The sequence below is a fragment of the Pseudomonas sp. ML2-2023-6 genome, from assembly GCF_037055265.1.
Lineage (GTDB): Bacteria > Pseudomonadota > Gammaproteobacteria > Pseudomonadales > Pseudomonadaceae > Aquipseudomonas > Aquipseudomonas kulmbachensis.
Window position 1 is genome coordinate 4,496,221 of record NZ_CP146347.1, and the last position, 15,690, is coordinate 4,511,910.

General features: G+C 56.9%; 13 protein-coding genes and 1 pseudogene. 5 read left to right on the forward strand and 9 right to left on the reverse strand.

The genetic code is table 11. The features are described from left to right. Positions 1-66 precede the first annotated feature (66 nt). Together argJ and secA are read right to left on the reverse strand one after the other, a co-directional pair. Positions 67-1,284 (reverse strand): bifunctional glutamate N-acetyltransferase/amino-acid acetyltransferase ArgJ, encoded by a 1,218-nt coding sequence (gene argJ / locus V6L79_RS20940; RefSeq protein ID WP_338579438.1) that lies wholly within the window; start codon positions 1,282-1,284, stop codon positions 67-69. A gap of 116 nt (positions 1,285-1,400) precedes the next feature. Next, positions 1,401-4,148: a preprotein translocase subunit SecA gene (gene secA / locus V6L79_RS20945; RefSeq protein ID WP_261739233.1), complete on the reverse strand. Its 2,748-nt coding sequence runs from the start codon at positions 4,146-4,148 to the stop codon at positions 1,401-1,403. 308 nt (positions 4,149-4,456) lie between these two features. On the opposite strand from secA, the gene V6L79_RS20950 reads away from it, so the two are divergent. Further along, positions 4,457-4,912, forward strand: coding sequence for a DciA family protein (locus V6L79_RS20950; RefSeq protein ID WP_338579439.1), 456 nt, complete (start codon positions 4,457-4,459; stop codon positions 4,910-4,912). 119 nt (positions 4,913-5,031) lie between these two features. On the opposite strand, the gene V6L79_RS20955 is transcribed toward V6L79_RS20950, so the two are convergent. After that, entirely contained in the window at positions 5,032-6,510 is a 1,479-nt protein-coding gene (locus tag V6L79_RS20955; protein ID WP_321834202.1) for a helicase HerA-like domain-containing protein, read from the reverse strand. A 195-nt stretch (positions 6,511-6,705) separates the two neighbouring features. Here V6L79_RS20955 and V6L79_RS24795 point away from each other — a divergent pair. After that, a pseudogene (locus tag V6L79_RS24795) lies at positions 6,706-7,737 on the forward strand (cache domain-containing protein); the annotation flags it as partial. Between the two features lie 93 nt (positions 7,738-7,830). Next, positions 7,831-8,595, forward strand: coding sequence for a methyl-accepting chemotaxis protein (locus V6L79_RS24800; protein WP_395247149.1), 765 nt, complete (start codon positions 7,831-7,833; stop codon positions 8,593-8,595). Here V6L79_RS24800 and V6L79_RS24805 read toward each other — a convergent pair. Beyond that, entirely contained in the window at positions 8,518-8,778 is a 261-nt protein-coding gene (locus tag V6L79_RS24805; protein WP_395247131.1) for a hypothetical protein, read from the reverse strand. The genes V6L79_RS24800 and V6L79_RS24805 overlap by 78 nt on opposite strands. Positions 8,779-8,910: 132 nt before the next feature. Next, a complete protein-coding gene (purU, locus tag V6L79_RS20965; protein WP_261739237.1) occupies positions 8,911-9,759 on the reverse strand; it encodes a formyltetrahydrofolate deformylase in 849 nt (282 codons plus the stop codon). A gap of 351 nt (positions 9,760-10,110) precedes the next feature. Here purU and mvaT point away from each other — a divergent pair, with 351 nt between their 5' ends. Next, a complete protein-coding gene (mvaT, locus tag V6L79_RS20970) occupies positions 10,111-10,488 on the forward strand; it encodes a histone-like nucleoid-structuring protein MvaT (protein ID WP_016782206.1) in 378 nt (125 codons plus the stop codon). A gap of 76 nt (positions 10,489-10,564) precedes the next feature. Here the strand turns inward: mvaT and sbcB are convergent, their stop codons facing one another. The 3 genes from sbcB to V6L79_RS20985 all read right to left on the reverse strand — a co-directional run bounded on the left by sbcB (position 10,565) and on the right by V6L79_RS20985 (position 13,042). Beyond that, positions 10,565-12,016, reverse strand: coding sequence for an exodeoxyribonuclease I (sbcB, locus tag V6L79_RS20975; protein ID WP_338579440.1), 1,452 nt, complete (start codon positions 12,014-12,016; stop codon positions 10,565-10,567). Positions 12,017-12,063: 47 nt separating this feature from the next. Continuing rightward, positions 12,064-12,423 (reverse strand): PilZ domain-containing protein, encoded by a 360-nt coding sequence (locus V6L79_RS20980; protein WP_338579441.1) that lies wholly within the window; start codon positions 12,421-12,423, stop codon positions 12,064-12,066. Positions 12,424-12,661: 238 nt separating this feature from the next. Then, positions 12,662-13,042 (reverse strand): tol-pal system YbgF family protein, encoded by a 381-nt coding sequence (locus V6L79_RS20985; RefSeq protein ID WP_261739240.1) that lies wholly within the window; start codon positions 13,040-13,042, stop codon positions 12,662-12,664. 162 nt (positions 13,043-13,204) lie between these two features. On the opposite strand from V6L79_RS20985, the gene pyk reads away from it, so the two are divergent. Beyond that, positions 13,205-14,656, forward strand: coding sequence for a pyruvate kinase (gene pyk / locus V6L79_RS20990; RefSeq protein WP_261739241.1), 1,452 nt, complete (start codon positions 13,205-13,207; stop codon positions 14,654-14,656). A 69-nt stretch (positions 14,657-14,725) separates the two neighbouring features. On the opposite strand, the gene V6L79_RS20995 is transcribed toward pyk, so the two are convergent. Further along, positions 14,726-15,664, reverse strand: coding sequence for an iron-sulfur-binding ferredoxin reductase (locus V6L79_RS20995; RefSeq protein ID WP_338579442.1), 939 nt, complete (start codon positions 15,662-15,664; stop codon positions 14,726-14,728). Between the last annotated feature and the right edge of the window lie 26 nt (positions 15,665-15,690).

The window sequence follows — 15,690 nt, forward strand, 5'->3', positions numbered from 1 at the left end:
AGATCCGCGAGGCACCCCGGCCTGTCAGCGCAGAATCGGCTGACAGGTCCGCGATGTCGAGACGACTTAGGTACGGTACTCGGCGTTGATTTTCACGTATTCATGGGACAAGTCAGTGGTCCAGATAGTCTCGCTGCATGCACCACGGCCCAACTCGATACGGATGGTGATTTCCTCACGAGCCATTACCGCCGAGCCCTGCTCTTCGGTGTAAGTGGCTGAACGCGCACCGCCGCTGGCGATGCTTACTTCACCCAGGAACACATCAATCTTGCTCACGTCCAGATCCGGCACGCCAGCACGCCCCACAGCGGCCAGGATGCGGCCCCAGTTCGGGTCAGAAGCAAACAGCGCGGTCTTGATCAGTGGCGAGTGAGCCACGGTGTAACCCACGTCCAGACACTCCTGATGGTTAGCGCCGCCATTCACTTCAACGGTAACAAACTTGGTTGCGCCTTCACCGTCACGCACGATGGCCTGCGCCACGTCCATGCAAACGTCCAGTACTGCCTGTTTCAGCGCCGCAAACAGCGGACCGCTGGCTTCAGTGATTTCAGGCAAGGCCGCTTTGCCGGTAGCAATCAACATGCAGCAATCGTTGGTCGACGTATCGCCATCAATGGTGATGCGGTTGAACGACTTGTTGGCGCCATCGAGCAGCAGGTTCTGCAGTACTTCACGGGCAACTTTGGCGTCGGTGGCGATGTAACCCAACATGGTAGCCATGTTCGGACGGATCATTCCCGCGCCCTTGCTGATGCCGGTCACGGTGATGGTCACACCCTCGTGCTCGAACTGGCGGCTGGCACCTTTGGGCAGGGTGTCGGTGGTCATGATGCCGGTTGCGGCCTCAGCCCAGTTGTTCTCGGACAGGTCGTCGAGAGCGGCTTGCAGTGCACCTTCGATCTTCTCGACCGGTAGCGGCTCGCCAATTACACCGGTGGAGTACGGCAAAACGGCGCTGGCATCTACACCGGCCAACTCGGCCAGTGCGGCGCAGGTACGGGTTGCCGCAAGCAGCCCCGGCTCACCGGTGCCCGCATTGGCATTGCCGGTGTTGGTCAGCAAATAGCGAACCGGGCCTTGTACGCGTTGCTTGGCCAAAATAACCGGCGCTGCGCAAAACGCGTTCAGGGTGAAAACACCGGCCACGCTGGAGCCTTCGGCGCAGCGCATAACCACCACATCCTTGCGTCCTGGACGCTTGATACCGGCAGAAGCGATACCCAGTTCAAAACCGGCCACCGGGTGCAAAACAGGCAAAGGACCAAGACCAACAGCCATGACGCGCTCCTAAATAAGTTCTGTGCGCCGCCGCAAAGGGACGGGAATTCAATGGTAAAACGCCGCGACGGCTAATGCCGGTCGCGGCGCAGGTGTATCAGCAGTTGAAGCGGGCGTTAGTTGATTTGCCCGTGACAGTGCTTGAATTTCTTGCCCGAGCCGCAGTAGCACAGCTCGTTGCGGCCCAGCTTCTGCTCGTTACGAACAGGCTCGACCACCACATCAGCCACATCAGCGCCTTCCAGCACCTGGGCCAATGCGTCCGGCTGATCAAGGCCTGGCGCTTCGGCATGTTGGAACTGCAAGCGCGAAGCCAGATCTTCAGCTTCCTGACGCAGACGCGCCTCTTCAGCTTCCGGGTCTTCGCGACGTACCTGTACATGGGACAACACACGGATCGAATCACGCTTGATCGAATCAAGCAGCTCGGAGAACAGGTTGAACGACTCGCGCTTGTACTCCTGCTTCGGGTTCTTCTGCGCATAACCGCGCAAGTGGATACCGTGACGCAGGTGGTCCATGGTCGACAGGTGGTCTTTCCACAGGTCATCCAGTACACGCAGAACAATTTGCTTCTCGAACGTGCGCAGCGCTTCAGGGCTCGCCTGCTCTTCTTTCTCGTTGTAAGCCGCCAGCAATTCGGTCAGCAGCTTCTCACGCAGGGTTTCTTCGTACAGGTGGTCATCTTCGTCGAGCCATTGCTGGATCGGCAGCTTCACCCCAAAACCGGTTTCGATTGCAGCTTCCAGACCTTTGACGTCCCACTGTTCCGGCAACGATTGTGGCGGGATGTGCGCGCTGACGGTGCTGTCGAGTACGTCCTTGCGGAAGTCGGCAATGGTTTCACCGATGTTGTCGGCAGCCAGCAACGTGTTACGCATGTGATAAATCACTTTACGCTGTTCGTTGTTGACGTCATCGAACTCCAGCAATTGCTTACGGATGTCGAAGTTGCGACCTTCAACCTTGCGCTGAGCCTTTTCGATCGCGTTGGTCACCATGCGGTGCTCAATTGCTTCGCCAGACTGCATGCCCAGGGCCTTCATGAAGTTCTTCACCCGATCAGAGGCGAAGATGCGCATCAGGCTGTCTTCCAGCGACAGATAGAAACGGCTGGAACCCGCGTCACCCTGACGACCGGCACGACCACGCAACTGGTTGTCGATACGGCGCGATTCGTGACGCTCGGAGGCGATTACATGCAGACCACCCGACTCCAGCACTTGCTGGTGACGTTTTTGCCAATCGGCCTTGATCTGTGCGATCTGCTCCGGGGTTGGATCTTCGAGGGAGGCGACTTCCACTTCCCAGTTACCGCCCAACAGGATGTCAGTACCGCGACCCGCCATGTTGGTAGCGATGGTCAGCGCGCCTGGACGACCGGCCTGGGCAATGATTTCGGCTTCTTTTTCGTGGAACTTGGCGTTCAGAACCTTGTGCTCGATGCCTTCCTTGTGCAACAGATTGGACATGTGCTCGGAGGTTTCGATGGTCGCTGTACCCACCAGCACTGGACGGCCCTTGGCCATGCAATCCTTGATGTCAGCCACAATCGCCGTGTACTTCTCGTCAGCGGTGAGGAACACCAGGTCGTTGAAGTCTTTACGCGCCAGTGGCTTGTTCGGCGGGATAACCATCACCGACAGGCCATAGATCTGGTGGAATTCAAACGCTTCGGTGTCTGCAGTACCGGTCATGCCCGAGAGCTTGTTGTACAGACGGAAGTAGTTCTGGAAGGTCGTGGTAGCCAAGGTCTGGCTCTCTGCCTGAATATTCAGGCCTTCCTTCGCTTCGATAGCCTGGTGCAGGCCTTCGGACAAGCGACGACCCGGCATGGTACGCCCGGTGTGTTCGTCGACCAGCAATACCTGGCCGTCTTCAACGATGTATTCGACGTTGCGATTGAACAGCTTGTGAGCGCGCAGTGCAGCGTACACGTGGGTCAACAGCCCCAGGTTGTGCGCCGAATACAGGCTCTCGCCTTCAGCGAGCAAACCGATCTGGGTCAGCATGTCTTCAACAAACTGGTGGCCGGCTTCGTTCAGCTCAACCTGGCGAGTCTTTTCATCAATGGTGAAATGACCAGCTTTGGTAACTTCACCTTCAACTTCTTCGACGTGCAGTTCAAGACGCGGGATCAGCTTGTTGATTTCGGTGTACAGCTTGGAACTGTCTTCGGCCTGGCCGGAGATGATCAGCGGAGTACGGGCTTCGTCGATGAGGATGGAGTCGACTTCGTCGATCACTGCGAAATTAAGCTCGCGCTGGAATTTTTCTTCCATGCTGAAAGCCATGTTGTCGCGCAGGTAATCGAAACCAAACTCGTTGTTGGTACCGTAAGTGATGTCGGCGGCGTAGGCTTCACGCTTTTCTTGAGGCGGCTGGAACGGTGTTACAACACCTACCGTCAGGCCCAGAAATTCGTACAGCGGACGCATCCAGTTGGCATCGCGGCGAGCCAGATAGTCGTTCACGGTAATTACGTGCACGCCTTTACCAGACAGCGCATTGAGGTAAACCCCAAGGGTCGCTACCAGGGTCTTGCCTTCACCGGTGCGCATTTCAGCGATCTTGCCTTCATGCAAGGTCATGCCGCCGATCAGCTGAACATCAAAGTGGCGCATGCCCATGACACGTTTACCCGCTTCGCGGCAGACCGCAAAGGCTTCTGGCAACAGTTGGTCGAGGGTCTCACCTTTGGCTATGCGGGCCTTGAACTCTTGGGTCTTGGCGCGCAATTGCTCATCCGTCAGAGCAACCATTTGCTCTTCGAAGGAATTGACGACCTGAACTGTCTTGAGCATGCGTTTAACTTCGCGCTCGTTCTTGCTTCCAAAAAGTTTCTTTAACAAAGGCGCAAACATATCGGCAGGATCTTCCACACATAGGGATGGAGGGCGGCCCCGAGAGTCGCCCGAGCAGCCCTGATGGCCGCATGCGAACGAGCATTCTACCCGGAAACGGCGGTGAGGAAAGTGGCGTTATTCCACGATACCGGTACTGCGTTGTAATGGGGCCTCCCTAAAATAAGGGCTTTTTGCTGAACTTCAACCCATAAGCACCTGAAGTTACTCATTGATTTCATAAATAAATTTTGACGAGTCCGGATCCGGGCGAGTGAAACAGGAGGTTTCTGCTAAGATTGCGGCTCTGTTTTCTCAGGTGTCTGAACATGGCATTTCGCCCACACCCAGCACGGGCACCCTCCGTTCTGCTCCGCGAGGCCAAGCCCCTAAAAGCCATTTTTGGCCATGCAAAGCGTCTGGCACACCTGCAACGTCTGCTTGAAAGCCAGCTCCAGCCAGCTGCACGCGAGCATTGCCACGTCGCTTCATGGCGTGAAGGCAGCTTGTTGCTGATCGTGACTGACGGTCACTGGGCCACTCGCCTGCGTTATCAGCAAAAACGCCTGTTGCGCCAATTACAGGTATTTGACGAGTTTTCCAGCCTGACCCGGATTCTATTCAAAGTGCAGCCGCCTACGGTGCAGGCCAAGGTCGTGGGGCATACTCTGGACTTATCCGTCGATGCAGCCCAGACCATTCAGGCAACGGCCGACGGCATTACCGACCCGGCCTTGCGCGCCGCCCTTGAGCGCCTGGCGAGTCACGCCAAACCAAAACCCTGACAACCCCGAACACCTGTAGCTGCTGCCGGAGGCTGCGACAAGTTCCGCAGGACCTCCAAAAAGCAGGACTGCTGCGCAGCCAATCACAGCCTGCGGCAGCGGCTACATATCCATTTTCCCTACTTGCGTTTGCTACCGCCCAACAGCGAACCCAGCAGTCCACGCACCAGCTGACGGCCCACCTGCCCCGCTGCCTGGCGCGCCATGGACTGCAACGCCTTGCCCGCAGCGCTACCCAAAAAGTCACCGGCCTGATCCAGCAACCCCGGCTCATGCGGCGCAGCCTGTGTTTGCGCTTGCGGCGCCACTCCCTTACGGGCCATCAACACTTCGTACGCAGACTCCCGATCAATGGGCTTGTCATAGCGCCCCTGCAACGGCGAACCAGCGATCAACGCCGCACGCTCAGCTTCGGTCAGCGGGCCAATGCGTGATTGCGGTGGCGCGATCAACACGCGCTGAACCATGGCCGGAGTGCCCTTGTCCTCAAGCATGCCCACCAACGCTTCGCCCGTACCCAACTCAGTCAGTACCTCCAGCGCGCTGAACGCCGGATTAGGGCGAAACCCGTCAGCTACCGCCCTGAGGGACTTCTGCTCTTTGGCCGTAAAAGCCCGTAGCCCGTGCTGGATACGCAAACCCAGTTGCGCAAGCACAGTGTCTGGCAGATCCGCCGGAGATTGAGTGACGAAATATACCCCGACCCCCTTGGAGCGAATCAGCCTTACCACTTGCTCCAGACGGTCTTGCAACGCCTTGGGCGTTCCCGCAAACAACAAGTGTGCTTCGTCGAAAAACAGCGCCAGCAACGGTTTATCCGAATCGCCACGCTCCGGCAGTTGCTCGAAAAGCTCGGCCAGCAACCACAAAAGAAAGGTCGCGTAGACCTTCGGTGCTTCATGCACCAGGCGACTCGCATCAAGCAGATGAATCCGCCCACGACCATCGCTGGCCGGTTGCAAAATATCTTCCAGTTGCAGTGCCGGCTCACCAAACAAGTCTTCAGCCCCCTGCTGTTCAAGCGTCGCCAGGCGACGCAACAGCGCCTGACTGGAACCGGTGGTCATCAGGGCCGCGTCATCCCCCAGCACTTGGGGGTTATCGCGCAGGTGATTGAGGAGTGCCTTGAGGTCTTTGAGATCGAGCAACAGCAAACCTTCACGGTCTGCCACCTTGAAGGCGGCATAGAGCGCCGACTGCTGGCTGTCGGTCAGCTCCAGCAAACTGCCTAACAGCAAGGGACCCATTTCACTCAGGGTGGTTCGCAATGGATGGCCGGTCTTGCCCTGTATATCCCACAAGGTCACCGGATACGCTTTGGCCTGGTAATTGAGCCAAGGCATACCCGCAATCCGCTCTGCGATCTTGCCCTGAGGGTTGGCCGCTGCCCCCAAACCGCACAGATCGCCCTTGATGTCGGCGGCGAAGACCGCAACCCCCGCATCACTGAACTGCTCGGCCAAGCGTTGAAGAGTGACGGTTTTGCCCGTCCCCGTGGCGCCTGCCACCAGACCGTGGCGGTTTGCCAAGCGCAAGGATTGAGCGATGGACTGACCCGAGAGGTCAGCACCAAGTACTAGAGCAGAAGAGTCAGGCATTTTGCCACCTTTGATTAATCTTTCGCGATCGCGGGTCGATACACCGTTAATGCTAGACCAGAAAAAACCGGATTTAGCGTCGTAAAGCGCCTTGATAAATGGACCATCTGCCCTGTTCAGGCAGTGATTTGCGGATCACGCGTTTTACCAGAGTGTATGTCTCACACTTTTAGACCTTAGCGGACCCTTCAAGCCATGAATAAAAACCTACGTTTCAGCCATAAAATCCTGCTTGCCGCGTCCCTGATCGTAATAGCCGCCTTCTCGCTATTTACGCTGTACAACGACTTCTTGCAGCGCAACGCCATCCGCAACAACCTGGACAACTACCTTAACGAAATGGGCAGTGTCACAGCCAATAACATTCAGACATGGTTGGGCGGCCGGATTCTGCTGGCTGAAAACCTTGCCGAATCAATCGCCAATACTCCAGAACCAACCCAGGTGACGAACCTGCTGGAGCAAAAAACCCTTAGCCGCACCTTTATGGCGGTTTACTTTGGCGACAGCCAGGGCGGCTTTACAATTCGCCCCGACAGCAAAATGCCTGACGGCTACGACCCGCGCACCCGGCCTTGGTACAAGGATGCGTTGAACACCAGCACCTCAAGCCTGACCGAACCTTATATAGACGCAGCCACCGGGCAGATGGTTATTTCCATCGGTGCTCCGGTGAGAAAGGCCGGGCAAACCCTGGGCGTGGTCGGTGCCGACCTGACCCTGCAAGCCATCACCGACAGCATCAACGCCCTGAACTTCAACGGCATGGGCTACGCCTTTTTGATCAGTGCCGACGGCGAAATCCTGGTGCACCCGGACAAAACCCTGGTGAAGAAACAGCTGAAGGATATCTACCCGCAGGACACGCCTGCGATCAACGCCGGGTTCAGCGAGATCCAGGCCGACGGTAAAACCCGGATCGTGACCTTCACTCCCGTCAAAGGGCTGGGCACGGTCAACTGGTACGTCGGCTTGTCGATCGACAAGGAACAAGCCTTCGCAGCGCTCAGCGAATTTCGCACCTCCGCAATTATTGCCACAGTGATTGCCGTGGTCTCGATCATCGCCCTGCTCGGTCTGTTGATCCGCCTGCTGATGCAACCGCTGCACGTAATGACCCGCGCCATGCAGAACATTGCCGAAGGTGAAGGCGACCTGACACGCCGTCTGGCAGTGGAGTCCCAGGATGAGTTCGGCACCCTGGGCAGTGCCTTCAACCGCTTTGTCGAACGCATTCACTCCTCGATCAGCGAAGTGGCCTCGGCCACCGAACAGGTCAACGAAGTTGCCTTGCGTGTCGTCAGCGCATCCAACTCATCGATGCTCAACTCTGACGAGCAAGCGAGTCGCACCAACAGCGTCGCGGCAGCCATCAATGAGCTGGGCGCCGCCGCACAAGAGATCGCCCGCAACGCGGCCCAGGCCTCACACCAGGCCAGCGATGCTCGCGGCCTGGCCGAAGAAGGTCAGCAAGTGGTCGAGCGCAGCATCAGTTCGATGCAGAAACTGTCGCAAATGCTCGGCACGTCCAGCGGTCATATCGAGTCGTTGAACGACAAGACGGTGAACATCGGACAGATCCTGGAAGTGATCACCAGCATCTCTCAGCAGACCAACTTGCTGGCACTTAACGCTGCCATTGAAGCAGCTCGCGCTGGTGAAGCCGGGCGCGGCTTTGCCGTAGTGGCTGACGAAGTTCGCAACCTGGCACACCGCACCCAGGAATCGGCGCAGCAGGTGCAAAAAATGATCGAAGAGTTGCAGATCAGTGCCCGCGACTCAGTGAACACCATGGAAGAAAGCCAGCGTCATAGCCAAGACAGCGTGGAAATTGCCAACCGCGCAGGCGAGCGCCTGATCAGCGTGACCGAACGCATTGGTGAAATTGATGGCATGAACCAGTCCGTCGCCACGGCAACCGAAGAGCAAACGTCGGTGGTCGAGTCGATCAACATGGACATTACTGAAATCAATACGCTCAACCAGGAAGGGGTCGAAAACCTTCAGTCAACGCTTCGAGCCTGTTCCGACCTGGAACAGCAAGCTGCGCGCTTGAAGCAACTGGTGGGCAGTTTCCGTATCTGATTGGCAGGGAACAGCTTCAAGCTCGCCGCTTGAAGCTTTCTGCAACGCCTCCCAAAGCCTGGCGGCATCAGGAAATTCGGTGCCGTCCTCGGGGCTGAGGGCATCCGGGTCGTAGCGACTCAAACAGCCTTCACCCAAGGTCGCAGGCGCACTGGAGGTGGCCTTGTCGAGCGGGTCACTCATGTCACCTCCCCTGCACTGCTGCAAACCTGTGGGAGCTGGCTGCCTGCGATACAGGCAACCCGGCTCATATGAAACACCGAGGCGATACCATCGCGAGCAAGCCCGCTCCCACACGTGTTGTGCAGTGAATATTTAGAACACGACCGTCTTGTTGCCGCGTACCAGCACACGGTCTTCAAGGTGGTAACGCAGGCCACGGGCCAGCACCATCTTCTCGACATCACGACCGAAACGCACCATGTCTTCAATGCTGTCACTGTGGCTGACACGCACTACGTCTTGCTCAATGATCGGACCTGCGTCCAACTCTTCAGTCACATAATGGCAAGTTGCACCAATCAGCTTCACGCCACGCATCGAGGCTTGGTGATAAGGCTTGGCACCAACGAACGACGGCAAGAAACTGTGATGAATGTTAATGACCTGGCCCGCATATTCACGGCACAGATCAGGTGGCAGGATTTGCATGTAACGCGCCAGTACCACAACTTCAGCAGCATGATGTTTGACCAGGCGCGAGACTTCGGCAAAAGCCGGCTCTTTGTTCTTCGGGTCAACCGGTACGTGATAAAACGGAATGCCGTGCCACTCGACCATGCTGCGCAGGTCATCGTGATTGGAAATCACGCAGGAAATTTCGCAGTCCAGTTCATCGCTGTGCCAGCGGTGCAGTAAATCTGCCAGGCAGTGGGACTCGCGGCTCGCCATCAACACCACGCGTTTTTTCTGCGCCGTATCGGTGATGCGCCACTCCATCGAAAACTCTTCGGCGATCGGGGCAAATGCCTCACGAAAGGCCTCCAGCCCAAACGGCAGAGAGTCGGCACGAATCTCGTGACGCATAAAGAACCAACCGCTTTGGTCGTCCGAGTGGTGGCTCGCTTCAGTGATCCAGCCATTGTAGGAGGCAAGGAAATTGCTGACCTTGGCGACAATGCCGACGCCGTCGGGGCACGCAATAACCAACCGAAAAGTGCGCATGAGGGGAAAACTCCAAAAACTTTACTAAGGCCGCCATTCTAGCGAGTGCGCAGCAAAACTGCAGTATTCGTTACCGCCTGCTGCAGGCGCCACGGGGTCGCGTAGCCTTTGACCGCACGCCAGCATCGACGTGGCCTGCACTGCCTTTTATCGACAACTGCCAAGACTTATTAATCTACGTTATTAAGCCCATTGCACCCCAGCTATTAACTGTGCGCATACTTGGCAGCATTGAAGTTAATGAATAAAAATTTAAATTAATCAGCCCTTGCATGTTTACTTGCAGTAACTGTCTGACTACTATTGCGTCACTGTATCCCTGTAAACCCTTTTCAAGCTAAGGCTATCCTCATGTCCTTGATCAACGAATATCGCGCAACAGAAGAAGCTATCAAAGAACTGCAAGCCCGCCTGAAGAATCTGTCCGAAGACGACAAACTTCAAACCGAGCTGGAATTTGAAGGTAAATTGCGCACTCTGATGGGCGAGTACCAGAAATCGCTACGCGATATCATCGCCCTTCTGGATCCAGAATCCAAAGTAAGCAAAGCACCACGCGGTGTTGTTAAAACCACCGGCACCAAACGTGCCCGCAAGGTTAAACAATACAAAAACCCGCACAACGGTGAAGTGATTGAAACCAAAGGTGGCAACCACAAAACTCTGAAAGAGTGGAAAGCCAAGTGGGGCAGCGACGTGGTTGAAGGCTGGGCAACTTTGCTTGACTAAGTGATACCCGGCACGCAAATCGTTTTGCACTGCTAATAAAAACGCCAGCTTGCTGGCGTTTTTTATTGCCCGCTTTTTAATCCTCGCTATCACCTGGCAGGCTCAGCCCGACACGACGGCTCAACGCCTGCGCATAGCGCTGCCACTCACCCAGCAGCTTTAGCTGGTCTGGCGTAGCGCTACGCGACAGCTCATCCGTGGCCTGGGTGAAGTTAGCCAGCGTCATGGGGGCACCCATGACAGGGTCCACCAACCGTTGTTGGCAGAACACATGCCAGCGTTCCAGCTCTTGTGCACTCAAGGTATGAGGGAAGTTTCGCGCCCGGTAGCGAAATAACAACTCGGGTAAACGCTCATCATCAAAAGGCCATGTATCTTTGGCCAGTTGCTCCGGATCACTGGCCCGGACTTGTTCACACAACCGACGGTCTCGATCACCGATAAAACCGTCATACAATTGCTGCTCGGGATCGTCACTGGGAACAAAGTCTTCGCGGGCATAAATGGTCGACAACTTATCTCGCCAAACTTCCTGGGTATCGGTAAGGCTGAGGGCGCGCGCTTGGTAGAGTGGCATGTCCAACTGCAAACGCTGTTGATCCTGTGCCCGCACTACATTCAAGGGTGCCACCACCGGACAACGATTAACGTGTATCAGCTTGAGCGGAACCGGCAACTGACCTTCCGGCAAATCTTCGCGGCGCGTATAAAGCATCTGGCGCAAAGTTTCTGCGTCCATGTCCAGTAATGGCTGAGGATCAAAGTGCAGATCGCAGACGATCAACGCATTACGATTCTTTGGATGCCATGCCAGCGGTAATACCACGCCGACATAATGTCTGGCTGCAGAAAAACGGCCTGAAATATGCACCATCGGTTGCAACAGACGAACTTGATCAAGCACCCGCTGTTTAGTCCGCAACTGGAATAACCAGTCATACAACTTGGGTTGTTTGTCGCGAATCAGCCGCGCCAGCGCAATGGTTGCCCGCACATCGGACAACGCATCGTGAGCCTGACCGTGATCAATTCCGTTGGCCGCCGTCAAACGCTCCAACTTGAGCGTCACACGCCCGTCATCCTCTGGCCAGACGATCCCCTCAGGGCGTAGGGCATAGGCCGTGCGCACTACATCAATCAAATCCCAGCGACTGTTACCACCCTGCCATTCACGCGCATAAGGGTCGAAGAAATTTCGGTACAGGCTGTAGCGCGTGACCTCGTCATCAAAGCGCAGCGAGTTGTAGCCCGCACCGCAGGTGCCCGGCAACGCCAGCTGAGCATGAGTGCGAGTCATGAACTCCGCCTCGCCCAAGCCTTTGTCTTCGAGTCGGCCAGGGGTGATGCCCGTGATCAGGCAGGCCATCGGGTGCGGCAGAATATCGTCGCTGGGCTGGCAGTAGAGATTGACCGGCTGATCAATCTCGTTGAGTTCAAGGTCAGTGCGAATACCAGCGACTTGCACGGCTCGATCGCAGCGCGGATTGATGCCAGTGGTTTCGTAGTCGTACCAAAAAATAGAGGTCACGGGGTGTTCCTGAGCAGTAGACCCCGACAGTCTAGGCGCTCAAACACCTATGCAGAAGCCTGCAAGGGCTGAAAGCTGAAGTAGCGCTGCAAGGCACTGATCAGTGCGGTGTACTCGGCAGGCGGCTGGTACAGGATAAAGCCGGAGTCATAGCAATTGGGCGTCACATCCTCACGGCACCACAGGCAACGCGCCGTCAGGTCAATCAACTGCGGGCAGCCATCGGAACCGGGAAGCTTGAGCCGCAACTCGAAATCGGCGTCCACCAGCATCGGTAACTGACTGATCAGCATCAGCCCGCCGTCGGACACATTACCCAGAAAACCCACGGGTTTGTCCGTGAACCGATTGAACACTTCCAAGTAACACGTCAGTTGCTGCCGTTCGATGAGCCGCTCAATAACCATATTCAAGATCACTATAGAAGGCCATTACGCATGGCCGCACCAGCACTTCAAAATGCCCTGCCCGCACACCTGAGCCAAAACCCGCGCCCAGTCTGCCCTGCACGCACCCGCTTGAAGCTCGGAGCAACGACCAGCCACCGAGCATTGACATCTCTTTGAATGACGAATGAACAATAACCATTCAAAGCCATTCAATATTAGTGAAACGAGCACAATTGACCAGTCATAATTTTGTGCATCATTGAATGGTTGCAGGCAGCGCCTGAGCCGTTGTCCCCGGCCCCGGAATGAATTTGAGAATACGCAGCGTCTCGATCCGCGCCTTGGCCCGATAGGCATACTCGCTCTTCGGGAACTCGTTGATGATGTATTGGTAAGTCTGGGATGCATCCAGGTAAAACTTCGTACGCTCCAGGCACAGCCCACGCAGCATTGCGGTTTGCGGCCAGATATACGGGCGACTGCGGCTGTCGCGATCAACCTCGGACAGTTCCAGCATCACTGCTTCACAGTTGCCTCGGTCATAGGCACGGTAAGCGCTGTTCAAATGGTGGTTCATCGACCAGCGGGTGCAGCCAGCCACAGTGCTGAGCAACAATAAAACGAGCAAAATTCGCATGGGTATCTCCTGTTCACAACAGTGTATCGACCCCACAGCCGAATTCTTCAAGGCAACCGACCCAATGCACCACAACTTAAGCAGAAAGTAGTGCAGAGGAACAATGACTACAGCCAAAGACCATAGTAGCCTTTGGCAGCGCTTGAACTCAGGAGTCTTTGCATGTCTGTTCGTCGAACCAAAATTGTTGCCACACTTGGCCCTGCCAGCAATTCACCAGAAATGCTGGAGCAGCTGATCCTCGCTGGCCTGGACGTTGCCCGTCTGAACTTCTCCCATGGCACTCCCGATGAGCACAAGGCTCGTGCCAAGCTGGTGCGCGAAATCGCCGCCAAGCATGGCCGCTTCGTTGCCCTGCTGGGGGACCTGCAAGGCCCGAAAATTCGTATCGCCAAATTCGCCAACAAAAAGATTGAGCTGAAAGTCGGTGATCAATTCACCTTCTCCACCAGCCATCCGTTGACTGAAGGCACCCAGCAAATCGTCGGTATCGACTACCCGGATCTGGTTAAAGACTGCGGCGTAGGCGACGAGTTGTTGCTCGACGACGGCCGTGTCGTGATGCGTGTCGACACCGCCACCGGCGATGCTCTGCACTGCACCGTGCTGATCGGCGGCCCACTGTCCGACCACAAGGGCATCAACCGTCGCGGCGGCGGTCTGACCGCGCCAGCCCTGACTGAAAAAGACAAGGCTGACATCAAGCTGGCTGCCGAAATGGAAGTCGACTACCTGGCCGTGTCGTTCCCGCGTGACGCTGCAGATATGGAATACGCTCGTCAATTGCGTGACGAGGCAGGCGGTACTGCTTGGCTGGTCGCGAAAATTGAACGCGCCGAAGCCGTGGCTGACGACGAAACCCTCGACGGGCTGATCGCAGCCAGCGATGCGGTGATGGTTGCCCGTGGCGACCTGGGCGTAGAAATCGGCGATGCCGAGCTGGTGGGCATTCAGAAGAAGATCATTCTGCACGCACGTCGCCACAACAAGGCGGTGATCGTTGCGACCCAGATGATGGAGTCGATGATCCAGAACCCGATGCCAACTCGCGCCGAAGTGTCTGACGTTGCCAACGCCGTTCTCGACTACACCGACGCCGTGATGCTTTCGGCTGAAAGTGCTGCCGGCGCATACCCGCTGGAAGCAGTGCAAGCCATGGCGCGTATTTGCGTCGGCGCTGAAAAGCACCCGACCAGCAAAACCTCCAGCCACCGCATGGGTAAAACCTTCGAAAGCTGCGATCAAAGCATCGCATTGGCGGCCATGTACACCGCCAACCACTTCCCGGGTGTCAAAGCGATCATCGCCCTGACCGAAAGCGGGTACACACCGTTGATCATGTCGCGCATCCGTTCTTCGGTGCCGATCTACGCGTTCTCCCCGCACCGTGAAACCCAGGCGCGCGCGGCGATGTTCCGTGGTGTTTACACCGTACCGTTCGACCCGGCATCCCTGCCGCCAGAAAAAGTCAGCCAGGCTGCCATCGACGAACTGCTCAAACTGGGCGTCGTACAGAATGGCGACTGGGTCATCCTGACCAAGGGCGACAGCTACCACACCGTGGGCGGCACCAACGGCATGAAGATTCTGCATGTCGGCGACAAAATGGTTTAAGCCTTACACGGCTTAAACTCAAAGCCCCGCCTGATCACTCAGGCGGGGCTTTTTTATTGCGCCTGGCGCTTAACTGCGGGTCAAAAAAGCATCCGCCAGCAGTTGGTTACGGCCCAGCCCAGCCAGAAACAGACGTTTGGCAAACGCCTCGACCGTATCGGGATGGCCGCAGAGCAGAGCGTGGGTTTGACGTGAGGCAAGACGCAGCTGCAGCAGGTACTCGGGCAATTGCTGACGCTCAAGGTACTCAACCGTAAGGTTCGGACACGTCGCCGCCAATGCTGACAATTGATCCTTGAGGTAATACTCGCTCGCATCGCGGGCCACATGTACCAACCGAATCGGCCCCTGATGGTCCTGGCGCAATGCCTCGCGCAGCACGCCAAACAATGGCCCTAGCCCGGTGCCGGATGCCAGCAGCCATAGCGGCTGCTCCTGCCAGTCCGGGTCGTAACGCAGCGCACCGCCACGCAACTCACCCAGCCGCACACAATCGCCGACTTTAAAATGCCGGGCCGCGTCGACAAACTCACCGGGGTGAGCGCAATCGAGGTGGAATTCCAGAAAGCGGTCCTCTTCGGGCAGACTGGCCAGCGAATACGGTCGAGCGACACCGCAAGCGGTCCACAACACCACATGCTGGCCAGCGCGATAACGCAACGGGCGCTGCGGCGAGAGGCGCAACCGCAGCACGCTCGGGCTCAGCCAGTCCAGCGCCAGCACATGTGCTGGCATGCCATCGCGCAGCGGGTCGAAGGCTTCAACCTGCAGGTCCTCGACCACCTGACACTGACAAGCCAGACGCCAACCCTGCTCACGCTGTGCCCGGCTCAATGCCTCGGGTTTGAGATCGGCCGGCTCGCCACGCACGCAGCGCACCAGGCAGGCATGGCAACTGCCAGCCCGGCAACTGTAGGGCACGGCTACCCCGGCCTGATTCAAGGCGTCGAGCAGATTGGTACTTTCGGCAACTGACCAGCGCTGGTCAGCAACGTGTAACTGGGGCACTTATAGCCTCCGTTGGGTAATTCCAG